This window comes from Pedobacter sp. R-06 (assembly GCF_049913135.1).
In the GTDB taxonomy this organism is placed as follows: domain Bacteria; phylum Bacteroidota; class Bacteroidia; order Sphingobacteriales; family Sphingobacteriaceae; genus Pedobacter.
This window is the reverse complement of record NZ_CP183977.1, coordinates 5,377,084-5,401,572: the sequence shown is the minus strand read 5'-3', so window position 1 is coordinate 5,401,572 and position 24,489 is coordinate 5,377,084. Positions and strand designations below refer to the sequence as shown.

22 protein-coding genes are annotated in these 24,489 nt (G+C 38.7%); 9 read left to right on the top strand and 13 right to left on the bottom strand.

Annotation, left to right across the window (positions count from 1 at the left end; genetic code table 11):
• Window positions 1-42 precede the first annotated feature (42 nt).
• The 3 genes from ACN9MR_RS21825 to ACN9MR_RS21815 all read left to right on the top strand — a co-directional run bounded on the left by ACN9MR_RS21825 (window position 43) and on the right by ACN9MR_RS21815 (window position 1,705).
• Window positions 43-396 (top strand): carboxymuconolactone decarboxylase family protein, encoded by a 354-nt coding sequence (locus ACN9MR_RS21825; RefSeq protein ID WP_426326607.1) that lies wholly within the window; start codon window positions 43-45, stop codon window positions 394-396.
• A gap of 203 nt (window positions 397-599) precedes the next feature.
• The gene (locus ACN9MR_RS21820) at window positions 600-1,163 is read left to right on the top strand and encodes a DNA-3-methyladenine glycosylase I (protein WP_426326606.1); all 564 of its coding nucleotides are present in this window, start codon (window positions 600-602) and stop codon (window positions 1,161-1,163) included.
• Window positions 1,163-1,705, top strand: coding sequence for a GNAT family N-acetyltransferase (locus ACN9MR_RS21815; RefSeq protein ID WP_426326605.1), 543 nt, complete (start codon window positions 1,163-1,165; stop codon window positions 1,703-1,705). The genes ACN9MR_RS21820 and ACN9MR_RS21815 overlap by 1 nt, the downstream gene beginning before the upstream one ends.
• 36 nt (window positions 1,706-1,741) lie before the next feature.
• Here ACN9MR_RS21815 and ACN9MR_RS21810 read toward each other — a convergent pair whose 3' ends face one another.
• The gene (locus ACN9MR_RS21810; protein ID WP_426326604.1) at window positions 1,742-2,422 is read right to left on the bottom strand and encodes a hypothetical protein; all 681 of its coding nucleotides are present in this window, start codon (window positions 2,420-2,422) and stop codon (window positions 1,742-1,744) included.
• Window positions 2,423-2,469: 47 nt separating this feature from the next.
• Window positions 2,470-3,240 (bottom strand): hypothetical protein, encoded by a 771-nt coding sequence (locus ACN9MR_RS21805; protein ID WP_426326603.1) that lies wholly within the window; start codon window positions 3,238-3,240, stop codon window positions 2,470-2,472.
• A 159-nt stretch (window positions 3,241-3,399) separates the two neighbouring features.
• Here ACN9MR_RS21805 and polA point away from each other — a divergent pair, with 159 nt between their 5' ends.
• Complete coding sequence (polA, locus tag ACN9MR_RS21800; protein WP_426326602.1) at window positions 3,400-6,207, top strand: DNA polymerase I; 2,808 nt, start codon at window positions 3,400-3,402, stop codon at window positions 6,205-6,207.
• A 150-nt stretch (window positions 6,208-6,357) separates the two neighbouring features.
• On the top strand, window positions 6,358-6,702 hold the full coding sequence (locus ACN9MR_RS21795) for a hypothetical protein (protein ID WP_426326601.1): 345 nt from the start codon (window positions 6,358-6,360) through the stop codon (window positions 6,700-6,702).
• A 108-nt stretch (window positions 6,703-6,810) separates the two neighbouring features.
• Here ACN9MR_RS21795 and ACN9MR_RS21790 read toward each other — a convergent pair whose 3' ends face one another.
• From ACN9MR_RS21790 to pdhA, 8 genes are all read right to left on the bottom strand, one after another.
• Window positions 6,811-7,488, bottom strand: a complete 678-nt coding sequence (locus ACN9MR_RS21790; protein ID WP_426326600.1) for a metal-dependent hydrolase — start codon at window positions 7,486-7,488, stop codon at window positions 6,811-6,813.
• Between the two features lie 78 nt (window positions 7,489-7,566).
• Window positions 7,567-7,872, bottom strand: a complete 306-nt coding sequence (locus ACN9MR_RS21785) for a YbaB/EbfC family nucleoid-associated protein (RefSeq protein ID WP_057930731.1) — start codon at window positions 7,870-7,872, stop codon at window positions 7,567-7,569.
• Window positions 7,873-7,896: 24 nt separating this feature from the next.
• Window positions 7,897-8,880 (bottom strand): hypothetical protein, encoded by a 984-nt coding sequence (locus ACN9MR_RS21780; RefSeq protein WP_426326599.1) that lies wholly within the window; start codon window positions 8,878-8,880, stop codon window positions 7,897-7,899.
• A gap of 4 nt (window positions 8,881-8,884) precedes the next feature.
• Window positions 8,885-10,117 carry a serine hydrolase domain-containing protein gene (locus tag ACN9MR_RS21775; RefSeq protein WP_426326598.1) on the bottom strand — a complete coding sequence of 411 codons (1,233 nt, stop codon included), beginning with the start codon at window positions 10,115-10,117 and terminating at the stop codon, window positions 8,885-8,887.
• Window positions 10,118-10,185: 68 nt separating this feature from the next.
• The gene (locus tag ACN9MR_RS21770) at window positions 10,186-10,737 is read right to left on the bottom strand and encodes a cupin domain-containing protein (RefSeq protein ID WP_426326597.1); all 552 of its coding nucleotides are present in this window, start codon (window positions 10,735-10,737) and stop codon (window positions 10,186-10,188) included.
• A gap of 215 nt (window positions 10,738-10,952) precedes the next feature.
• Entirely contained in the window at window positions 10,953-12,731 is a 1,779-nt protein-coding gene (locus ACN9MR_RS21765; RefSeq protein WP_426326596.1) for a DUF885 domain-containing protein, read from the bottom strand.
• Window positions 12,732-12,876: 145 nt separating this feature from the next.
• The gene (locus ACN9MR_RS21760) at window positions 12,877-14,556 is read right to left on the bottom strand and encodes a 2-oxo acid dehydrogenase subunit E2 (protein WP_426326595.1); all 1,680 of its coding nucleotides are present in this window, start codon (window positions 14,554-14,556) and stop codon (window positions 12,877-12,879) included.
• Between the two features lie 30 nt (window positions 14,557-14,586).
• Window positions 14,587-15,582, bottom strand: coding sequence for a pyruvate dehydrogenase (acetyl-transferring) E1 component subunit alpha (gene pdhA / locus ACN9MR_RS21755; RefSeq protein ID WP_029274973.1), 996 nt, complete (start codon window positions 15,580-15,582; stop codon window positions 14,587-14,589).
• Between the two features lie 495 nt (window positions 15,583-16,077).
• On the opposite strand from pdhA, the gene ACN9MR_RS21750 reads away from it, so the two are divergent.
• The 3 genes from ACN9MR_RS21750 (at window position 16,078) to ACN9MR_RS21740 (ending at window position 18,235) form a co-directional block, all read left to right on the top strand.
• A complete protein-coding gene (locus tag ACN9MR_RS21750) occupies window positions 16,078-16,635 on the top strand; it encodes a C40 family peptidase (RefSeq protein ID WP_131029491.1) in 558 nt (185 codons plus the stop codon).
• A gap of 156 nt (window positions 16,636-16,791) precedes the next feature.
• A complete protein-coding gene (locus ACN9MR_RS21745) occupies window positions 16,792-17,889 on the top strand; it encodes a CapA family protein (RefSeq protein ID WP_426326594.1) in 1,098 nt (365 codons plus the stop codon).
• A gap of 163 nt (window positions 17,890-18,052) precedes the next feature.
• Complete coding sequence (locus tag ACN9MR_RS21740) at window positions 18,053-18,235, top strand: hypothetical protein (protein WP_426326593.1); 183 nt, start codon at window positions 18,053-18,055, stop codon at window positions 18,233-18,235.
• 119 nt (window positions 18,236-18,354) lie between these two features.
• Here ACN9MR_RS21740 and ACN9MR_RS21735 read toward each other — a convergent pair whose 3' ends face one another.
• Window positions 18,355-18,540 (bottom strand): hypothetical protein, encoded by a 186-nt coding sequence (locus ACN9MR_RS21735; protein WP_029274977.1) that lies wholly within the window; start codon window positions 18,538-18,540, stop codon window positions 18,355-18,357.
• A gap of 110 nt (window positions 18,541-18,650) precedes the next feature.
• Window positions 18,651-20,693, bottom strand: a complete 2,043-nt coding sequence (locus ACN9MR_RS21730) for a M13 family metallopeptidase (RefSeq protein WP_426326592.1) — start codon at window positions 20,691-20,693, stop codon at window positions 18,651-18,653.
• 89 nt (window positions 20,694-20,782) lie between these two features.
• Between ACN9MR_RS21730 and ACN9MR_RS21725 the strand changes: the two genes are divergently transcribed.
• A complete protein-coding gene (locus tag ACN9MR_RS21725) occupies window positions 20,783-21,724 on the top strand; it encodes an SPFH domain-containing protein (protein ID WP_057930724.1) in 942 nt (313 codons plus the stop codon).
• Between the two features lie 324 nt (window positions 21,725-22,048).
• Here the strand turns inward: ACN9MR_RS21725 and ACN9MR_RS21720 are convergent, their stop codons facing one another.
• On the bottom strand, window positions 22,049-24,214 hold the full coding sequence (locus ACN9MR_RS21720; RefSeq protein ID WP_426326591.1) for a carboxy terminal-processing peptidase: 2,166 nt from the start codon (window positions 24,212-24,214) through the stop codon (window positions 22,049-22,051).
• Window positions 24,215-24,489: the final 275 nt, after the last annotated feature.

The following is a 24,489-nucleotide window of genomic DNA, read 5'->3' as shown; positions in this document are numbered from 1 at the left end:
TTTATATCACTAACAAATAACAGTTAAAAAAGATTTTAAAATATGGGAAAGCTTGTAGAAGAATTTAATGATTATCGTGAAAAAATGAACGATAGGATTATGGAAACAGCGAATACAAATATTAAACGATTTTTTGCGCTCGATACAACCTCCTATGCCGACGGAGCGTTAGATGTTAAAACGAAAGAGATGTTAGGCCTGGTAGCCTCAATGGTTTTGCGGTGTGATGATTGCATTAAATACCATTTGGGCAAATGTTTCGATGCTGGTGTAAATCATGATGAGATGAACGAAATTTTCATGATCGCCAATCTTGTGGGCGGCAGTATTGTAATTCCGCATTATAGAAGAGCTGTGGAGTATTGGGATGAGTTGAGTCTGGAGGCGGGAGTTTAGGCGTATATCACCGAGAAGAATCGCAATACACAAAGTCGTCATTTCGAGCGGAGTGTAACGCAGCCGAGAAATCTGCCTAGATAGATCTCTCCATTTCGCTGCGCTTCAGTCGAGATGACGACCCCATTATATAAATCAGTCATTGTTAATTATTTCAGCATCTTATCTAAAAATATTGAAATAAAATCTCACTTAAATACCGTATGCAAAACTCAATAACCCGCTGCAGCTGGGCCGGAAACGACCCACTTTACATCAAATACCACGATGAAGAATGGGGAAAGCCTGTTTATGATGATAAAATTTTATTCGAATTCCTGATCCTCGAAGGTGCACAAGCAGGCTTAAGCTGGATTACTATTCTTCGCAGAAGGGAAAACTACCGTAAAGCCTTTGCCAATTTTGATGTTAACAAAGTGGCGGACTTTACCGAAAAGGATGTGGAAAGACTGATGAACGATGAAGGCATTATCCGCAATCGTTTAAAAGTTAACGGTGCCATTACCAATGCTAAACTGTTTATCGAGATCCAGAAGGAATTTGGCAGTTTCTCTAAATACATGTGGGGCTTTGTTCCAGGTGGTAAACCGATTCAAAATAAAATTGAAAAAATGGGCGATGTTCCGCCAAGAACCGAACTCTCTGATCAGATCAGTAAAGACATGAAAAAACGTGGCTTCAAATTTTTCGGCACCACAATCTGTTATGCACATATGCAGGCAACCGGAATGGTGAATGACCACTTATTAAACTGTTGTGCAAGATAATGTTTGCTTCAGCTACAATACACACGAACAGGTTTTTATTGAGGCAGTTCTGTTCTGAAGATCTAACATTTGTTTTTGAAGGATTATCCCATCCTGATGTGATCTGCTATTACGGGGTGAGTTATTCCTGCCTTGAGGAAACCAAAGAACAATTAATCTGGTTCAACCACCTTCAGAAAAATGAAACGGGTATCTGGTGGGCAATCTGTGATAAAGAAAACCTTGGTCCATTAGGTGCCATAGGATTTAATGATTTAAGTAAAACGGATCAAAAGGCCGAAATAGGTTTTTGGCTCTTGCCCGAACATTGGGGAAAAGGCATCATTAAAGAGGTAGCAAATCCCATTTGCAATTATGCCTTTGAGAAATTAGGCTTAGGAAAAATCGAGGCTATGGTTGAAACTCAAAATGAAAACAGCAAAAAGGTGCTGCAAAAACTTGATTTTGATTATCAGAAAACAATGGAGAACTGTGAAATTAAAAACGATAAACTTATCAGTTTAGCCATTTATGTAAAGCTAAAGCGCGAAGATATTATTTAAGCGATCTTGCAATCCTGAAATCAGTTAATCCTAGCGCTATTTCTTTGTCGCGTTATATTCCTTAACCCATTCTATTACATCTCTGCTATTAAAATCTGTTCCAGCTTCAACTTTAGCTTTTAAAGCAGGTTGGTCGCCCATTTTTTGCAATAAAATATTTTTAACTTCAGCTTTTTTGGTGTCATCGGTTATTGCTTTCATCGGCACTTCCTGTAAAGGACCAGCACCTGGTTTTTCAATAAAGTAACGGATAACTGGCGCACCGGCAGGTCTTTCTGGGGCCGCATTACGGCCACCACCGATGCTAATGCCTCCACCCATACCCATGCCACCATAACCGCCGGTTCCTGTTCCAATACCAATTGATGGCCTGAATTTTACTTTTTTCTCTTTAACTTCAGGAACTAAGGTACCTCCGCCAAAAGAATAAAGATTAACCGTTCCCATTTCGATTACCTTAACAAAACGATACTCGAAATTGCGCCCATTTGCAAAACCCTTGCTTACAAAGCTATCACCATTCCAGAAGAAGTTCTTAACATCCTTTGCAGGCAAAATTACATCAGCTTCATCATTGGCACTGATAAAAACCGAAAAATAATCGGTGCCTTTTATCGTCCCACGGATGACATCATCATTGTTTTTGACGATAAAATCCTGAGCTGAAAGTTGATTTAGCGTAAATAAGAAAAGGAAAACAAATAATAGAAATTTCATATGATCAATTGCTTTTCACAAATAACGGAACTTAATTCCAAAACATACTAATTCAGATTAATTTTGATATTGCCGGTTGCTACATCAGGATGCTCTTTTTGGAAATTAACAAACGATTCTTTCATTTTATTTAAAGCATAAGCTTTTGTATTGGCGATATTCTTGCCCAAAGCATAGAACTTATTCAAAACATAAAGCTTAAACAAATAATTCTTTAGTTCTGGATCAGCTTGAGTATCAGTCATCACTTTGCGCAAATTTTCCCGATCAATAAAATTAACAAGTCCTACATTACCGGCAATGTAATTGGCAATCTTGTTAATGTTCTCCTGCTCATTACTAAAAGCATCTTTAGCGGTGTTGATATCCTCGATTGATTTTAGCTGTACTGCAATTTCTTTTGCCAAAACTTCTTTGCTAACAGCAACCAATCCCTTTGGGATATAAAATGTGGAATCGGTTTTATAAGGATCAACAAAGAGGAATACAGTATCTTTTGAGTTGGGATTTATCAAAGTATAGCGATCTACAATGCCAGTACTTGAATGCTGACTATTTCTCTTAGTAAAGTCGATTTTTGATCCATCTGGCCAGCGGTAAGAATTTTCGAGTTTGGCCATTCTTACTTTTAAATTATCTCGGTCACTTATGTTTTTAAAAGCCCCACTACCTATTGGCCGATCCATTGATGCACCATAAGCATTATCTGGCCCTTTTAGGTTTTCGAAAGTGATGTAGGTCATCAAGGTATCAGATGGGAGTTGGGCCTTGGTTAGGCAAGCTATCAAGCAAAGGATTAAGGTGTAGCATATTTTCATAAAAAGCGTTTTTATTTAGATGATGCTTAAAATAAGAGATTTCAATAAATAATTTATTTTTTTTGTTGAAAAAGCATTTTAGTGATATGACTAACTTTGGTTACTTTTATCACTCGATAAATTTATTTGTCGGTGTAATCATTAAACCGGTGTAATCACATGAATAAAAAACTCTTTCTCCTAGATGGTATGGCGCTGATGTACAGGGCGCACTTTGCATTAAGTAAAAACCCTCGTTTTACCTCAACAGGCATTAATACATCGGCAGTAATGGGCTTTACCAATACTTTGTTAGATGTTTTAAAGAAAGAAAAACCAACACACATTGCTGTTGTTTTCGATACTGAGGCGCCAACTGAAAGGCATACTTCTTTCGAAGCGTATAAAGCACACCGGCAGGCTATGCCCGAAGATCTGGCTGCGGCAATGCCTTATGTGATTAAATTAATTACAGGTTTTAATATTCCCGTAATTACCTCTGATGGTTACGAGGCCGATGATATTATTGGTACACTGGCTAAAAAAGCCGAACAAAAAGGCTATCAGGTTTACTGTATGACCCCGGATAAGGATTTTGCGCAATTGGTTTCCGAAAATATTTTTATTTACAAACCTTCCCGTATGGGTAACGATATGGAAATATTGGGCGTAAAGGAAGTATTGGCCAAATGGGAGATAGAAAATGTGTTACAGGTAATCGATATTTTAGGATTATGGGGCGATGCGGTAGATAATATACCGGGAATTCCAGGCATAGGCGAGAAAACGGCGAAAGCTTTGATCAAACAATATGGCTCTATGGAAAACATTATTGCAAACTCCCACGAACTAAAAGGCAAACAGCGCGAAAACGTAGAGAATTTTGCAGAACAAGGTTTAATCTCAAAAAAACTAGCAACGATTCTGTTGGATGTTCCGGTTGAACTGGATGAAGCCAGTTTAGAACTCTGCGATCCAAGCCGCGATTTATTAGAACCGCTATTTACCGAATTAGAATTCAGGACTTTAGGGCGCAGGGTATTTGGCGATGAATTTTCGGTTACTACAGCACGCTTTCAGGAAGGTACGCAGACAGATTTATTCGGTAACCAAACTGGCGAAGCCATTCAATACACCAACACACTTGAAGAAGAACCGGCAGAAAAGCTTCCGGCTAAAACCATCGAAAATACAGAACACGATTATCAGTTGGTTGATACTGCCCAGCAACGTGCAGATTTAATTAAATTATTGCTTGCCGAAAAACGCATCTCATTTGATACGGAAACTACAGGTACTGACGCAAATATGGCCGATTTAGTTGGTTTATCGTTCTCCATAAAACCTGGAACAGGTTATTATATTCCGGTTCCTGCAGAGAGAGAAGCGGCTCAGGTTATTGTTGACGAATTTAGGGTTGTATTGGAAAATGAAGAAATTGAAAAAATTGGTCAGAATACCAAATATGATATTTTAGTGTTGAAATGGTATGGTGTTCAGGTGAAGGGGAAACTTTTTGATACCATGCTTGCGCACTATTTAATCGACCCTGATACCCGCCATGGTATGGATGTTTTATCAGAAAACTACCTGGGTTATTCACCCATCTCTATTACTAAATTGATTGGTGCAAAAGGCAAAAACCAAGGCACCATGCGTGATGTGCCGGTAATAGATGTTGTAGATTATGCAGCCGAAGATGCTGATGTGACGTTGCAATTAGCGCACATCTTTGAACCGAAATTAAAAGAACTAAATGCAGCCAAACTAGCCGAAGAAATTGAGAACCCCTTGGTTTATGTTTTGGCAGATATAGAAAAAGAAGGTGTTCGTATTGATATGGAAACCTTAAAAGCTTATTCTAAAGAGCTCGAAACTGAAATTATCAAGTTCGAACAGAATGTTTACGATAAAGCAGGAGTTAAATTTAACCTCGCCTCGCCAAAGCAATTGGGAGAGGTTTTATTTGATAAACTTCAGTTAGATCCGAAAGCAAAAAAAACAAAAACCGGTCAGTACCAAACCGGAGAAGACGTTTTAATGGCCTTAGCCAGTAAAAGTGATATTGTACAGGATATTTTAGACTTCCGCCAGTTACAGAAACTTAAATCGACCTATGTGGATGCATTACCATTGATGGTTAACCCTAAAACAGGGAGGGTACATACTTCCTATAACCAGGCCGTTGCGGCAACTGGAAGATTAAGTTCCAACAATCCTAATCTACAGAATATCCCAATCCGTACCGAACGAGGCAGAGAGGTACGTAAAGCTTTTATTGCAAGGGATGAAAACCACATTTTATTATCAGCCGATTATTCGCAGATAGAATTGCGCATTATTGCCGAAATAAGTAAGGAAGAGAACATGCTCGATGCTTTTAGCAAAGGGATCGATATCCATACGGCAACTGCAGCTAAAGTATATGGCGTAAGTATCGAAGAAGTAGACGGAACACGGCGCAGAAATGCCAAAGCCGTTAACTTCGGAATTATTTACGGACAGTCTGCTTTTGGTCTATCGCAAAATTTAGGTATTCCACGTAAGGAAGCTGCCGAAATTATTGAACAATATTTTACGCAATATCCGGGTATTAAACGTTACATGAGCGATACCATGAACTTCGCACGTGAGAACGGATTTGTAGAAACGATAATGGGCAGAAGACGTTATTTAAGAGACATTAACTCTGCCAATCAAACTGTAAGAGGTTTTGCAGAACGGAATGCCATTAACGCGCCCATTCAAGGTTCTGCGGCTGATATGATCAAGATTGCGATGATCAACATCCATAAAGAAATGAAAGCGCAGAATTTACAGTCAACCATGACCATGCAGGTGCATGATGAGTTGGTGTTTGATGTGGTGAGATCGGAAAAGGAAGCGATGAAGGCAATTATTCAGGATAAAATGGCCAATGCCATTAAACTCACTGTACCCATTGTAGTAGAAATTGGTGAAGGAGATAATTGGTTAGCTGCGCATTAAAAAAATAAAAATATTCGTTATCTTCATTAAAACTTCATATCAATTAATCAATTTTATATCAACAATTAACGAGTAAACAAAAATTAAAGATTATGAAACCTCTGAGTGAACGAAGAAGCTTCATGATAATTAAAAAAAAATCTAAAAAACATGAAAAAGTTATTGAGTTTAATCGCAATCGCAGCATTTGGTTTAACAACAGCATTTGCTCAAACACCAGCAACAACAGCCCCAGCTAAAGCTAAAACAGTTGCTAAAAAAGAAGTAAAAACTACAACTGCACCAGTTAAAGCAGGTGTAAAACAGGAGGCTAAAAAAGTAGAAACTAAAACAACTACTACAGCTGCTAAAGTAAAAGCAGATGGCACGCCAGATATGCGTTTTAAAGAAAATAAAGCAAAAGCGGTAACTAAAGTTGCTGGCCCAACTAAAAAAGACGGAACAGCAGATATGCGTTACAAAGCAAACAAAGCTGCTGCTGCTAAAAAGAATTAGGTTCAGGTTTATAATTTGAAGGGTCTCCAATGAAAATCGGAGGCCCTTTTTTGTTTTGGTATACGCTCCTAAAACGTTATTGTGGGCGGATTTGTCATCCGCACGAGCCTATAAGTTTATCGTTTCACCAATTTCTGGCAACAATAAGGTTTTGTTTTCGCGTTTAAATTTATCCAAAGCCGCTTTGGTATCAATTTCGATTACCGGAAAAGTATTATAGTGTACGCCGATTACATTATCACAGTCGAAATATTTAGTCGCAACCAGAGCATCATCAACATCCATGGTATAATTTCCGCCGATCGGTAAAATGGCATAATCCAGGTTGTAAATATCAGCCAAAACCTTCATCTCAATGGTTAAACCTGTATCGCCTGCAAAGTAAATCTGTTTGCCATCCACTTCAAGTACAAAGCCCGCAGGGTTTCCGCCGTAACTTCCATCTGGTAAACCCGATGAGTGGGTTGCAGGCACCATGCGTACAGTTCCCCAATCAAACGTAAATTTGCCAAAATTCATTCCATGTACTTTTTCTACACCTTGTTTGCTTGCCCAATCTATTACCTCTGGCATGGCAATAACGGTGGCTTGCGTTTGCTTTGCCAGTGCTATCAGATCGCCCACATGATCGCCATGGCCATGGCTAACCAGTATATAATCGGCCTCAATGGCTTTGGTATCTATATTTTTAGCTAATGGATTGTGCGATATAAACGGATCGAATAGCAGTTTTTTGCCGGCTGCCTCTAACAGGAAGCAAGACTGGCCGTAATAAGTGTATTTCATAATAATAGTATCAGGATTTGAGTCTCAAGTAGCAAGATCGATTGTTCTTAGAATAAACAGTTAAGTTGCCTTATGGTTTTATTGCCCAAACATACCGCCTAAGCCGCCAAGCATATCCTGCGCCGATGCCTGCATTTCGGCGGCACTAACTTGTTCAGCACTTGCCATAGCTTTATTAATAGCTGTTAATAAAAGTTCTTCTAATTCTTCCTTATCGGCATTTTTCAAAAACTCCTCATCAATGGAAATTCCGGTGATTGCCTTGTTTGCTGTAGCAGTGATTTTTATCGCACCATTTTCAACTTCGCCAAATACCGAGATCGTATCCAGGCGTTTTTTAATTTCTTCGGCTTTTTGTTGAGCCGCAAATAATTTATCAAACATAACGTTGTAATTTTTATAATAAAACTAGATTCTGCCTAAAATCGTATTGGCTTCATCAAGAAACCGCTCAATTCTTTTAGTACCTGTAAAGTGTTTAAGGTTTAAGGTGGTTGTTTTGTTTTTGGCAGGCAGTAAAATTTCTGCCCTAACTTCGGTGCCTGAATAAATAAGATTGGTTGTTTTGCGGATCACCTGAAAACGGATCAGGTCGTCAAACGGATATTCTTTTACCACGCGGCCCGCAAGAGTAGAACGAATAATTTTCCTTTGGCTTTTATCAAAGCGGATATTGGAGGTCGCTGCAAAAAGAAGCGCTAAGCCGATCGCCGCTGGAAAATAGGTGAGGAGTATTTTTTGAATAGACCCTTCATTTGCCAAAAAATCTGGACTAAACAATATCGCAATGGTAGCACCAATCAAAATTAATCCGACAATAAAACTTCCTATCTTATTATCCCGCAACAGGTAAATGCCCCCTTCTTCTTTAAAAAACCGAAAATCGTAAATGGTCTGTTTGGGAATTACAGGTGCATTGGCGAAAACAAGTTCATCAATTTTTGGCAATACCTCCTGCTGAAAAGCGATCAGATTGACATCGGTGGCTTTGCTATATCCGGAAGAAACGAGTAAGCCTCTGCCATGTCTGTTACTTTTTTTAAACAGTTTATAATTGAAACCGCTTCCGAGTACTTCGTATGGTTCTACTGAAGCGATATCATCAAAAGGGATTGACCCCGTTGGCAAAAACGCAATTCTTTTATATAAAATCCTGCTGTTTCCATCAAAAATAACTTTCGTTTCGGCCATTAAGATCAGCAGTAAGGGAATTAATAATAGGAAGCTATAATATCCAAAAGTAAGGCCAGCCGAATAGCCCTGTACCGATCTCGATAAAAAGAAAATAAAGGCCCCAATCAGTACAAAAAAAATAACGCCAACTACCCTTAAATTTCTTTTAGGATAGATGGTTAATGTTCCTGGTCCGATAATCCACTTTGTTTTTGCCATAAATTTAATCCTCGTCGCTTCCCGGCAAACTTCCATTGCCATGGTAAGCCCCTTTACGGATAACCGGCATATTGAAATGTTTGTACAGCTCATCAAGATGCATCAAACTTCCATTAGTAAGATTGCCTAAAAATATGATTACAATGTTTTTGTTTAAATCTCGCACATAAATATGGCGGAAACCATGCCACCAACCTGTGTGGTAAACTACTTTGTCCATGTTTTCGCCGTCGAACATCCTCCAGCCATAGCCATAGTTAAAATGACCGTTTATAGGTTTATTGCGACCTACATACGCCGAATCGAGACTCTTTTTGGTCAGTAATCTTCCGTTTTTCAAGTATTTATCAAATAATACCAGATCGTGTACCGTGCTATAAATGCCTTTATCCCCAACCGGGCCATCTAAAAAATTCTGCGCAACAGAATATCTGAAACTATTACGGTCATGACCAACCACATCAACCGGAATTTTTTCATACTCAGTGGTGCTATATACATGCGTGTGCTTTAATCCGGCTGGTTTAAACACATGCTCCATCATATACTGCGAGTAACGTTGTCCGGTAACCTTTTCTATAATGGCACCCAAAACCATAAAGTTTGAGTTGTTATAGTGAAAACGGTTATCTGGTTTAGTATATGGGTTTGGTTTTCGTTCAGCGATAACATTCATTACTTCCTGATTGGTTACGCCTTTTTTCATATTGCGTTTTTCCTTACGCCAGATATCATCTATAAAATACACATAGTTCATCATGCCGCTGCGGTGAGAAAGCAATAATTTCACAGTTATGCCCTCGTATGGGAAATTAGGATAGAATTTTTTTACATTATCGTTTAACGAAAGTTTTCCGGCTTCTACCAATTGCATAATGGCTGTACCGGTAAAGGTTTTGGTAATTGAAGCCAGCTCAAATTCTGAGTTTATGGTTAAACTATCGCGGTGCAGGTAATCGGCCCATCCAACAGCTTTTTCGTAAAGAATTTTTCCATCTTTGGCTACCAGCATATTTCCGTTGAAATTGAATTTTCGATGAAGGTTATCTACAAAATCAGCAATCCATTTATCACCTTTTTGCGGATTATAAACCAACAAGAGGCTATCAGCTTTGTCGTCGTCTTTGGTGCGGATTTTTTTTTCAGCGGCCTTTTTCTCTTCAGATTTTTTGCTTGAACATGCAGTTAGTAAAGTTACAGAGAGGGCTAATGCTGAACATATATATCGAAAATTCATTTATATTAGGGATAGTGTATTTAAAACCCGAAAATTAAAGAATTTTAGACGGTTAAAACGAAAGAGTTTTACACATTTTCGCAATTTTGGTTGTACCAGCATTCAAATAAGTGACCTTTACTTCCATAAACGGGGTCGCTGTCCGGATTTTTCACTTTGGCAATGGTTTCATCTGCTTCAGGACGCTCTTCGGCTTCGCCATATTTAATATCGTAGTCTGAACCATTCGGGTATGCACCAACAACGGTGAAGTCGTCGGTTGAGTTCAGTTTTTTATGTGCTACACCTGCGGGGATGATAATTACATCGCCTTTATCGAGCTCTATACAAACACCATGATCGCCTCCAAACTGTACATCGGCCTTGCCACAAAATACACCCATTACTTCGTGCGTATTGCTGTGGTAGTGGTGGTAATCAAAAATACCATCAACCCAGGCGTTGGTATATCCGTTCTGTGCGAAAACTTTCTTGATTACTTCTTCGGTATCATCAGGATGCAACCTGAATGTACCTTTGTAAATCATTAACGGTAAAGTAGGATTGTTCGGGAAGTTACCATTCTCCTCTATTTTATGTGCAACCAAGTAGGCTTCTTGTATCAATTTTTCTTTGTCCATGGTTTGGGGGTGTTTTAATAGTTAACAAAGTAATTGGAAAAGGGTTTCGAGATTTAATGAATTCGGCGGTTAGATTCCCGCAGATTATTTACATAGTCGTCATCTCGACTGGAGCATCGCGGAATGGAGAGATCTATCTAGACAGATTTCTCGGCTGCGTTGCACTTCGCTCGAAATGACGACTTCTTGAATAACGATACACAATACAAATAGTTCTACTTCTGGCTTTCAGCCCAGGTATCCATCTTCGCTTCAAAAACAGATAATGGGAACGAACCATCTTTTAAAACCGCAGTATGAAAAGCTGCCAGTTTAAATTTCGGGCCTAATTCTTTTTCATATTTGGTTCTCAATTCTCTTATTTTCATTGCACCTGTTTTATAGCCTAGAGCTTGTGCAGGTATACCCATATACCGTTCAATTTCTGCCGTTGCACCCTCGGTGCTAATGGCTTCATTGTCTGTCATGTATTTTATGGCTTCCTCTCTGCTCATGTTTTTGGTATGGATGGCCACATCAACCACTAAACGGATGGCCCGGTGCATTTCATCGCCCAAAGCGCCCATATGTTGGTAAGGATCTTGGTATAGGCCTAGTTCTTTACCTAACGATTCGCAATATAATGCCCAACCTTCTACATAAGCATTATGGCCACCAAAACGGCGGAAATTAGGAAGTGATTTATTTTCTTGCGTTAAAGAAATCTGATAATGGTGACCTGGAATTGCCTCATGAAGAAAAAGAGATTCCATGCCTGAGGTAGTGTTAAATGTTTTAGCGTCTAAAATTGGCACATAAAAGATCCCTGGGCGAGACCCGTCTGCCGAACCTGGATTATACTCTGCACTGGCCGATGCTGCTCTGAAAGCTTCTGTTTGGCGGATTTCGAAAGGTGTTTTAGGCTCAACCTCAAACATTTTTTTCAAATTGGGTTTCATCCTCTGGTGGATATTCTCGAAGGCCGCTAAAACTTCTTTTGGTGTTTTATAAGGCATGAATTTTTTATCTGTTTTCATGTATTCGAAAAAGGCCTTCAAATCGCCCTTAAAGCCTACCAGGTTTTTGATGCTATCCATCTGGCCTTTAATCCTGGCAACTTCTTTTAAACCTGTTTGATAAATCTCTTCAGGCGTTTTATTGGTGGTAGTTTGTTGCTTAACCAGATAAGTATACCATGCCAAGCCACCTGGCATAGCCGAATAACCAGATGTAGTTCTGGTTTTTGGCAGATATTCATTCTGAAGATAATCGCCCAGTTTTTTATAGGTAGGGACAATTACTTTAGTGATCGAATTGCGGTAAGCTTCTGTTAACTTTTGCTTATCGGCTGAAGAAAAACTTGCAGGCATTAATTTGATTGGCCCATAAAACAAACTTTCCTCAGGCGTGGCCACAACCATACTCTGCATTTGAGGGATCATTTTAATTACCAATGCTTTTGGTAATACAATACCGGCAGCAGCACCTTTTTTAAAATTGCCAATAGCGGTGTCGGCCCATACCGAAAATGCATCAATACGTTTTAACCAATCTTCATAATTTTTTACGGTTTTAAAAGGCTGGATGCCCGTACCGGAACCAAACTGACCAATGGTTAAAGGCAAAGCAAACATCTGGTTGAACGGCAGGTATTCAAAGTGGTATTTAAGCCCTTCGATATTGATATCTAACTGATCTTTTAAATAATCGAAAGATAATTTGTCGTTAGCACTTAGGCTTTCCCTATCGTATTTGCTCAGGCTATCTAAATAACGTTCGTTATAGCTCCTGAATTCTTTCATATAGGCTTGCGATCCATCGTTGGCTAAAAGGTCGTTATAGCGCTCGTCGCCGATATAGGTGGCGTTAATGGGATTTAGTTTTAATCCTTCCTGATAGTATTGTTCGCACAAGGCTGCAAAAGCCTTGTTTTCGGAGGTATTGTCTGAACTGCTTTTTTGTTTACAGGCAGCAAACGCTGTAATACAGGCAGCAACAAGAAATATCTTTTTCATTTATTTTGGGTTAAGGTTCTAATCAAAAATAGCAAATTATTAGCCATTTACGAGTAGCGCTCCTTAACGCAAAAAGCCATCCTTTTTTAAGGATGGCTTTAATATATAATCAGTATTAAACTGAAAACTGCGAATTGCTAACTGATTATGCTAATAACCTGATCGGCTCCTCTAATAAACCTTTTAAGGTTTGTAAGAACTGTGCTCCTGTTGCACCGTCAACTACACGGTGATCACAACCTAAAGTCAATTTCATTACGTTGCCAGGAACAACAGCACCGTTTTTAACAACTGGAACTTGCTGTATAGCACCTACTGATAAAATTGCACCATCAGGAGAGTTGATAATTGAAGTAAACTCATCAATACCAAACATACCTAAGTTAGATACGGTAAAAGTAGAACCTTCCCAATCTGCCGGCTGTAATTTTTTAGCTTTTGCTTTACCACCAAAATCTTTTACTTCTGCTGAGATGTGTGATAAAGATTTGCCATCAGCGAAACGCACTACCGGTACCAATAAACCATCTTCAACAGCCATCGCTACACCAATGTTAGTATGTTCGTTAAATCTGATTTTATCGCCACCCCATGATGAGTTAACAGCTGGGTGTTTTTTCAATGCAACAGCAACCGCTTTAATTACGATATCGTTGAAAGAAACCTTAACTGGAGCAACAGCGTTGATTGCCGTACGGGCAGCCATTGCATTGTCCATATCAATGCTGATGGTTAAGTAAAAGTGTGGAGCAGTAAATAAACTTTCTGCTAAACGTTTTGCAATTACTTTACGCATTTGCGAAACCGGAGCTTCGGTAAATTTAACTTCACCAACAAATTGAGGAATAACTGGTGCTGGTGCAGCAGCTTTCTCGGCAGCCGGAGCTGATGCAGCTTCTGCTTTTGCCGGCGCTGCAGTTGGTTTGAAGTTTTCGATATCTTTTTTAATGATACGGCCACCCTCTGCGCTACCTGCAACCTGTGCTAAATCGATCCCTTTATCTTTAGCAATTTTCTTAGCTAAAGGAGATGCTTTAACACGGCTATCTGAAGAGCTTTCTGCAACTGGAGCTGATGTACTTACATCAGCGTTTGTAACTTGTTTTTCTTCTTTAGGTGCTTCTGCAGTTTCGGCTTTTGGAGCCGGAGCTGAACCGCCTGCTAAAATTCCGCTTACATCGGTTCCTTCCGGACCAACAATGGCGATAATTCCGTTTACCTTAGCAGCCTGGCCTTTTTCTACACCAATGTGTAATAAAGTTCCTGTTGCGTAACCCATTACTTCCATAGTAGCCTTATCGGTTTCTACATCAGCAAGAACATCATCATCTTTTACTTTATCGCCAACTTTTTTATGCCATTCAGCAATTACGCCTTCAGTCATGGTATCGCTTAGCAAAGGCATGCGGATAACTGTAACACCTTTTGCTGCTAATTCTTCTTCGCTTAAGCCACCGCCTTGAGCAGGTGCAGCTTCTTCTTTTTTCTCTTCAGCTTTAGGAGCTTCGTCTTTGCTCTCAGATTTCGGACTTCCCGACTCTTGACTTCCCGACTGTTCTGCTTCTAATGCTGCTTTATAATCTTCGCCTTCTTTACCAATAACGGCCATGATTGCATCAATGGGAACAGCTGTTCCTTCTTCTACACCTACGTATAAAAGCGTACCATCCCAATAAGATTCCATATCCATTGTTGCTTTGTCAGTTTCTACTTCTGCCAAAACATCACCGCTTTTCACTTTATCGCCCACTTTTTTATGCCACTTTGCCAAAACCCCTTCGGTCATGGTGTCGCTCATTTTGGGCATTTTAATTACATCAGCCATTATATCTAATTAATTGAAATCTTATTAATATTAGTCCATTACGTAAGGATAGTCCTGTTGCATATATACATCTTTGTATAATTCAGATGCATCAGGCCAAGGAGATTCTTCAGCAAATTTTACAGCTTGATCTACAATTGCTTTTACTTTAGCTTCTACTTCTTCAATCCAGGCTTGATCTGCATACTTTTCTTTAAGAATCGTTTCTCTTGCATGTTCAACAGGATCTTTTGCTTTATAATCTTCTAATTCTTCTTTAGTACGGTATTTTGCCGGATCTGACATCGAGTGACCACGGTAACGGTAAGTTCTCATTTCTAAGAAAGTGGGTCCTTCACCTTTACGTGCGCGTTGGATCGCTTCGTCCATTGCATTGTGAACAGCAACCGGATCCATGCCATCAACTGGTGCACATGGCATATCAAAACCTAAGCCTATTTTATAAATGTCGGTCATGTTGGTAGTACGTTGTACTGAGGTACCCATTGCATAACCGTTGTTTTCGCAAACAAAAATAACAGGCAATTTCCAGAGCATGGCCATGTTAAAAGTTTCGTTTAATGCACCCTGGCGCACAGCACCATCGCCCATATAACAAATGTTAACATTATCGGTCCCTTTGTATTTTTCTGCAAAAGCAACGCCAGCACCTAATGGAATCTGACCGCCAACAATTGCATGACCACCGTAGAAGTTATGCTCTTTACTGAACATGTGCATTGAACCACCTTTACCTTTAGAGCAACCTGTAGCTTTACCATACATTTCTGCCATAATACTATCAGCACTAACTCCTAAAGCTAAGGCATGAGCATGATCACGGTATGTTGTAATCATTGAATCACCTTTTTGCATTGCAGATATTGCACCTGCAACTACAGCTTCTTGTCCAATGTATAAATGACAAAAGCCACGTATTTTTTGTTGTCCGTATAACTGGCCAGTTTTTTCTTCGAATTTGCGCATAAGCAACATCGACTCAAACCACTTTAACCAGGTATCTTTATTTATTTCTACTGCACTCATTTTAGGGTATTTGTTTTTTGCGACAGCAAATCTAATTTTTTTATTGTAATTTTTGGCACTTTTTAGTGTAAAAACATCATAGTATTAGGGTTGTAATCAGATTTAACAGTTGTTTTACAATTAAATATAAACTTGGTCTGCCGATATCGATTTAACAGCGATTTCTTATAATTAAATCAACACCCTTTATCATAATATGGAATCAATTTATTCTGAAATTTAATTCTGTATATATGCTTATTCTCATAATTTAAAATAAAATCGATTTATTCCTGTTTAGCGTATCGAGGTAAATCGTTTTTTTAGAAAAAGACGAATTTTAGGATAGTTTTATGAACAAAAATGAAGCGTGAAAAATTAAAATGTTAATAACTTTCGTTTTTTAACGTCTAACATTTGGATAACATTTGTATAATTAATACTTTTGGCAACCAACAATAAGCCCATGTGGTGTACGTTAATGTGTAAGTGAATACCCAAACATAACTGTATAACATGATTAAAAAAATTTTGTTTTCCACTCTAATTGCTATTTGCACGCTCTCAGCCGCATTTGCGCAAACAAAAACAAAAGAATCTGGTAAAGAATTAAATGATCCCGACAACCTAGCATCGCAATATTTTTCACAGGTTATGGGTGTTGCAGTAGACGCAACTTCGAATTTAAAACTGTACAAGTTTATTTACGAATGGATTGGAACTCCTTATAGTTATGGTGGAAACACCAAAAGAGGTATCGATTGTTCGGCTTTCACTAAAGCAATTTACGATAAAGTTTTCAACACTACCATCAGAAGAAATTCCCGCGATATTTTTAGCATGGTGGATCCATTGTCTAAAGAAGATTTAAAAGAGGGCGATTTAGTTTTCTTCAAGATTAAAAGCAGAAGTATTTCACATGTTGGTATTTACCTTGGCGATAACAGATTTGCACATGCATCAAGTTCTCGTGGCGTAGTAATCAGCAACTTGAATGAGCCTTATTACAGCCGTTATTTTTACAAAGGTGGCCGCGTTTTAGAATCGTTTAAGAAAGAATTTACAGTAGAATAGTTCAGTTAACAGTTAGCCATTTTCGGTTGACAGTAAAAAAAGATATACAATCCTCCTAAAGAAATTTTGGAGGATTTTTTATTATTTAGCATTTTAATCACTGGATAGATGCTGCAATAAATTCGGCATGACGTTGCTGTAAACCATAAAAACCCAATGAAGTTTATCAATACGCTAATAATGCCCGCTCTTGCGCTAATTATTCTAATCAGTTGCACGAGTAATAATGCACAGATTACAACGCATGTAGCCCGGCAAGATACGGTGATCAGAAAAATAAAAGATACCATATCTATCACTGCTGTAGGCGATATTATGCTCGGCTCTGCTTTTCCATCTAAAACCAATCTTCCCCCTGACGATGCCGTAAACAGCTTCCAGGCGGTTGATAGTTTATTGAAAGGAGATATTGTTTTTGGTAACCTGGAAGGCTGTTTTCTCAACTCAGGCAATTCGAACAAATGCAATGGAATTAACCCGAACAACTGCTACGCTTTTAGAATGCCCGAGCGTTATGCCCGGATATACAAGGATGCTGGATTTAATGTTTTAAGCATCGCCAATAATCACGTGGGTGATTTTGATGCCAGGGGAAGAAAAAATACTGCAAGGATTTTAGACTCACTGCAAATCCATTACGCCGGACAGGTAAACAAACCTTTTGAAGTTTTTGAAAAAGACAGTGTAAAGTACGCATTCTGTGCCTTTGCACCGAACGAGAATACGGTATCGATTAATAAAATCGACAGTGCCAAGGCTTTAGTTGCCCGCTTAAAATTGATGGCAGATATTGTGATTGTTTCTTTTCATGGCGGTGGTGAAGGCGCAAGGTTTGAACATGTTCCGCGTAAAAACGAGATTTTTTATAAAGAGAACAGAGGTAATGTTTATGCTTTTGCACATGCGGTTATTGATGCCGGTGCCGATATAGTGCTGGGGCATGGCCCGCATGTAACCAGAGCCGTTGAAGTTTATAAAAACAAATTCATCGCTTACAGTTTGGGTAATTTTTGTACCTACGGTATGTTCAGCTTGAAAGGCAATAACGGTATTGCGCCTTTGCTTCAGCTAAAAATAAATGCGAAGGGCGATTTTCTATATGCCGATATTGTATCAGTTAAACAGGATAAGGTTAACCGTTTAACCCTCGATGAAAATCATGCCGCCTTTAAACGGATTAAAGAATTGACAGATATTGATTTCATTGGCCATCAGCTGAAATTCGCAGATAACAGGATTAGTTTAAAAGATTAATCTTCTCCGACATCAATCTCAATTTATTTCAGAATATTTGTTGGATGAAAGCATCATGATTTTTTAAATCACCTAGTGACAGAATAAACGGCTCAAGCCTTCTTGAACACCGTACCACACTAGTCATGATAGCTTCATCACCGATTAAAACAACATTATACGGATGAAAAAAGGATTAATACTTCATTATATTATAGGTATAGCAGCCGCAATTTTAGTACTGGTAGCAGCATACTACATCAACCAAAACCCTGACAACTTACTGTCGGCAGGGATTATTATTCTGGCGGGTTGCCTGGTTGCTTTTAGCCAGTACCAAATCATTAAACACAAAAAGAAGCAATAGCATGGTTGCTGTTATGCAAACATGCTATTAGGGTTTAATAACGCTGTTAATACCGGATCTAACATGTTTAGCCATCTGTATAGCGACCGTACCATTGTTAAAGTTAGAATAAAACCTGGTTAGCTCTCGTCTTTCGTATTCTTTACCAGGCCAATTCCCGAAACAAAGAATATAAGTCCGATAATACCATAAACCATTAATCCCCTTGTATTTTCGCTGTGGCTTACAAAGCCATAACCGGCGTATATCAATCCAATTATACCGAGCACGGTTAATATGGTTCCAAAAGTGCGTTTTACATTCATATGGTTATCTATTAATAAGATTAAGACAAAATATCATCGCTTTTGTTTTAAACAAATAAAGAAGCCCATTTCTATAATTGAAATGGGCTTTCTTTTATTTGAAAGGATAATTACCAGACACCTAGTCTGTTTGCCGGAGCGATATACATTTTTGCTGTTGCAGGAATGTTGAACGCCTTATAAAATGCTTCCATATTGTACACGGGGCCGTTTACGCGAAACATCTCTGGACTGTGTGGGTCTGTTTTTAATCTTACACGCATACTTTCATCGCGGGTTTTAATTCTCCATACCTGGGCAAAGCTTAAAAAGAAACGTTGATCAGGCGTAAAACCATCAATCTTTTTATCGCCTTTCCCTTGTTCAGTTAATTTAAAGGCATCGTAGGCAATGTTTAACCCGCCAATATCGGCAAGGTTTTCGCCTAGGGTTAACGAACCGTTTACATGCTGATTATCTAACAGCGAGAAGTTGTTGTAAAATGTTTCTACTTTACCTGCTTTGGCTTTAAATTTATCGGCATCAGTTTTTGTCCACCATTCTTTTAAATTACCTACGGCATCGTACTGGCGACCCTGATCGTCAAAACCATGCGTCATTTCGTGACCAATTACAGCGCCTATTGCACCGTAGTTAATGGCATCATCAGCGGCGAATTCAAAGAACGGAAACTGTAAAATTCCTGCTGGGAAAACGATTTCGTTAAAAGACGGATTGTAATAGGCATTAACTGTGGGTGGAGTCATTCCCCACTCGGTTTTATCAACATTTTTGCCGAGTTTATCCATCATTTCTTTGTAGGCATGTTTACTTGCCGACTGAAGGTTTGCATAATAAGTATTCTTCGAAACCTCAACATCATCATACTTTTTCCATTTATCAGGATAGCCGATTTTTTTGATAAATGCGTTTAGTTTTTCTAAAGCTTTCTTCTTGGTTTCAGGTGTCATCCAGTCTACCTTCTGGATTCTTTCTGCATATACTTTCTGTAAATTGTTTACCAGCGTTAACATGCGCTCTTTAGCCTCAGGCTTGAAATACTTTTTGGCATATAACTGACCTAAAAGCTCACCCAAGTTGCGATCAGTAGCATTTACAATGGCTTTCCATCTTTCTGTCGGCGCCTGTTGGCCATATAGTGTTTTAGAGAAAAAATCGAATTTAGCATCTCTGAATTTTTTGGTAAACGCATTGGCCGATCTGTTTAAAGCATCAAATTTTAATTTTTCTTTCCAGATTTCGATAGGCTGGCTTTTTACCAGGGCCGATAGACTTTGATAATATTTTGGCTGCCTAACAATAACAGTATCGGTGCTTGCCCCCAGTTTACTTAGAACAGATTTCCATTCAATGTTCGGCGTCTGCTTTTGAAAGTCAGCCACCGTCATTTTGTTATAATTTTTCTGTGGATCGCGCAGTTGGACAGGAGTTGAATGCGACTGTGCAATCGCTGTTTCCAGCTTTAAAATATTGTCGGCATATTTAGCTGCATTCACAGAATCGCCTGACAGGCTAAAAATTTTTGTGATGTATTTAATGTATTCAGCTCTGATTTTTTTTGCCTTATCATCCTGCTCTAAATAATAACTACGATCAGGCAGGGTAAGACCAGCCTGCGAAAACGACAAAGCATTTTTAGTGCTTAATTTATCATCTGGTTCTACACCAAAGCCCAATAAATCTCCCTCACCATCTTTATAGCCGTCGGCTATAAAATTGATTAAATCCTTGTCGTTTTTAATTCCGTCTATTTTACTTAAGAGCGGTTTTATAGGTTCGATGCCCAATTTCTCAATGGTAAGTGTATCCATCCCACTGGTATAGAAATCGCCAACTTTCTGTTCGGTACTTCCTTTGGCTGCATTAGCTTTTGAAGCATTTTCGAGAATGCTGTTCAGATTTTTCAGGTTATCGTTATATAATGTATAAAAAGAACCCCAGCCTGTTTCTGTTTTAGGAATTTTGGTGTTTTTCATCCATTTCCCATTGGCATACAGGAAAAAGTTATCACCAGGTTTTACTGTGGTATCCATGCCGGCCTTATCGAAAAATTCGGTGCGTGCATTCGCCGCATCGGCATCTTGATGGCTTTTATTCTGGCAAGCAGCAAAAAGCAATACGCCGGCTGCCGGAAGAAATAATTTAATTTTCATTGTATATAAGTTAGTTAGAAAAGCTTAAAGCTACAAAATGCCTGATGTAGTTTGTATGAATTTTTATAACTTCATAAAAAAATCTAATTATGCAATACACCATTTACATTATAGCTGTTGTAGGATTTATTATCCTGCTGAGCTCGTTCGTTACTGTTAAACAGGGAACCATTGCGGTGGTAACCGTTTTCGGTAAGTACCGCCGCCAGTTAAGGCCAGGCTTAAATTTTAAAATCCCATTAATAGAGCAGATTTATTCTCGTATTTCCATTCAAAACCGCTCTGTAGAGCTATCGTTTCAAGCGGTAACACAAGATCAGGCCAATGTATATTTTAAGGCGATGTTATTGTATTCTGTGGTGAACCAGGATGAAGAAACGATCAAAAATGTAGCTTTTAAGTTTGTAGATGCAACCAACTTAATGCAGGCATTAATCAGAACCATCGAAGGTTCGATTAGGGCATATGTTGCCACACAAAAGCAGGCAAATGTATTGGCACAGCGTAACGAAATTGTGCTCCATGTTAAGGAACAGATCGATCAGGTCTTAGATGGATGGGGTTACCATCTTCAGGATCTTCAATTGAATGATATTACCTTTGATGAAGAAATTATGCGTTCAATGAGTCGTGTGGTAGCTTCAAACAATTTAAAAGCGGCTGCAGAAAACGAAGGACAGGCATTATTGATTACCAAAACCAAAGCTGCTGAAGCGGATGGTAATGCAATCAAGATTGCAGCTACAGCCGAACGCGAGGCTGCACAGTTGCGCGGACAGGGTATCGCTTTATTCCGTGCAGAGGTGGCTCACGGTATGAGTAAAGCCGCTCAGGAAATGGAGCAGGCCAATCTGGATATTTCGGTAATCTTATTTACCATGTGGACTGAATCGATTAAACATTTTGCTGAGAACGGAGATGGAAACGTTATTTTCCTTGACGGAAGCAGCGAGGGCATGAACAGGACCATGAAAGAAATGATGGCTATGCAGTTAAACAAACAAACTGAGCCAACGGCGAAGAAAGGGTAGTGCTTTTGCAGTGCAGTCAGATGTTACCATCTGATAGTTATAGATTAAAGATAAATATTGTTTAGTGTCGGATAGGAATATCCGACACCACGAGGCTTTCAAAGTCAAACGGTATTTTGCTCTCCAGTGCTGTCAGATGTTACCATCTGACAATTATAGATTAAAGATAAATATTGTTCAGTGTCGGATATTCCTATCCGACACCACAAAAGAAAGACTTCCGAAGTCTAACAGGTATTTTGCCCATTAGACTTCGGAAGTCTCTAACAAAAAAGGCCGCTTTAGTTCTGCTAAAGCGGCCTTTCCATTGAAATATATTTCTTCTTAGTTATTCTTTTGCATCACGCCTAAGTTCATCACATAGTTACCAGATTGTTGCATAAAATCGCCCATTACTTTTAACGATTCATCTTCAATAAAATCGAAAGCATCTTGCTTGGTAATCTTATCTCCTTTTTTAATGGCAGGTAATCCTCTTAATGCCCTTAAATCATTCTGTCTGGCAAGTGTTTTGGCTTCTTGCGCATCGCGTTCAGCTTTAAGTTTTGCCTCATTTAAGGTTACAGAAACTTCATTGTCACGTTTTTTAAGATCGGCAATATCTTGTTTCAGGTATTTAAAATCCAATGAGTTTGCGATACGTTGTTCGCTGTTTTTAATCAATTGTGCTTTAACAGGAGTCAGATTTGCAACTGCTTTAAAGCTAGAGCTTGGAATAACGTCCCATGGTAAGGCAGATGATTCAGTATCTTCTCCAATTTTATCCATCGGATAAACTGAAGGAAAAACAACATCTGGTGTTACACCTTTATGTTGAGTGCTGCTACCTGCTACACGGTAAAATTTAGCCATGGTTAGGTTAATCTGGCCTAAGTTAATATCAGCAGGGCTCGCTCCGCTTGGAGATGTACCAACGGTTTTATCTTTAGAAATTAATCCTGCTACCCTTTGCAACATACTTGGGTTTACCAATTTGTTTAAATCGATAGAAGATTGAACAGTACCTTTACCATAGGTTTGGCTACCCATAATAATACCGCGGCCGTAATCCTGTATGGCACCGGCGAAAATTTCTGACGCAGATGCACTTAAACGGTCTACGATAACACCAAAAGGCCCATCCCAGGTTACACCGCTATTTTCATCCTCATCCACTTCAATTTTACCGCGTAAATCTTTCACCTGAACTACCGGACCTCTATCGATAAATAAACCGGTTAATGAGATGGCTTCAACTAATGAACCTCCACCGTTACCACGTAAATCCATTACGATTGCATTTACCTTATCGTATGTTTTTAATGAGTCGATTAATTTTCTAACATCGCGTGTAGTGCTTTTGTAGTTTTTATCACCTGCATTTGCTGCTTTAAAATCAGCATAGAAAGCGGGTAAGGTAATAATCCCGATTTTATAATCTTTACCATTGCTGTTAATGGTTTTAACTTTTTTCTTGGCAGATGTTTCTTCCAACACAATTTTATCGCGAACCAATTCGATAATTACTGGTTTAGACGACATTTCTTTTCCCACAGGGATCACTTTTAAACGCACCTTGGTTCCTTTCGGGCCTTTAATTTTCGATACGGTGTTATCCAATCTCCAACCTACAACATCAACAAATTCTCCATCGCCCTGGGCTACGGCAATAATACGATCGCCAGCACTTAATTGTTTCCCTTTAAATGCAGGTCCGCCGGCAATAATTTCAGAAATTTTAACTACTTCGTTTTCTAATTGTAAACGGGCACCGATACCTTCGAAAGAGCGGGACATATCTTCATTAAATGCCGCTGCGTTGGTTGGGTTAAAATAATTGGTATGTGGATCAATAGATTCGGTAAAAGCATCCATCAAAATCTGGAAAACATCCTGATTGTTGGTTTTTGAAGTTTGCGACTGTAGGTTTTGATAACGTTTAGTTAATGTTTCTACATTCTTTGCTTCAGCTGTTCCGGCTAAATTTAAATTGATCAGTTCGTATTTAACACGTTTTTTCCAGGTATCGTTTAGTGCAGCTGAAGAAGTTGCCCATGGCTGCTTCTCTCTGTCATAAACATAACTATCGTTTTGATTAAAATCATATTTAGTTTTAATCTGTGCTAAAGAATAGGTAAAATATTCGTTTAGTCTTTTGGCATAAACATTATAGATGTAAAACGGGCCGCTTAGATCGCCATTTTTAAAATCATCATCCAAAGTATATCTGTATTTTTCAAATTCCTTGATATCTGAAGCCAAAAAGTAATTTTTGCCCTGATCTAGCGACTTGATATACTTATCTAAAATGATCGACGATATCGAATCGTTGATCTGAATTTTTTTATAATTATAACTCTCGATCAAATTTACAACCTCTTTTATCACAAGTTGTTGTTGCTCGTCAGGTTTCACATTGGTAACCCCCTCAACCATTGGCTGAGTTTTAGGTGCAGCATGACAAGCAAGTACTGCCGCAGTAAAAATTACAAAAAATATTCTCTTTAACATCTCTTTAAATGATTTAAAATCCATTTCCAATTCTATATAGCCAATATGATACCATTTTAGCAAAAAAACAAAAAAGAGACAGCATTATTACCGTCTCTTGTTAAAACTTTATCAAATCTAACTAAAAGCTTTTTATTTAACAATTTCTAATGTAGAACGTTGAGCGTTATTTTTTGTTTTGATCGATACTCAAAATTTGACCAATTACAGACCTTTAAAGGCTATACTCCCAGTGATATAAGAAGACTTACAGAAAAATAGGTATTTAGATTAGC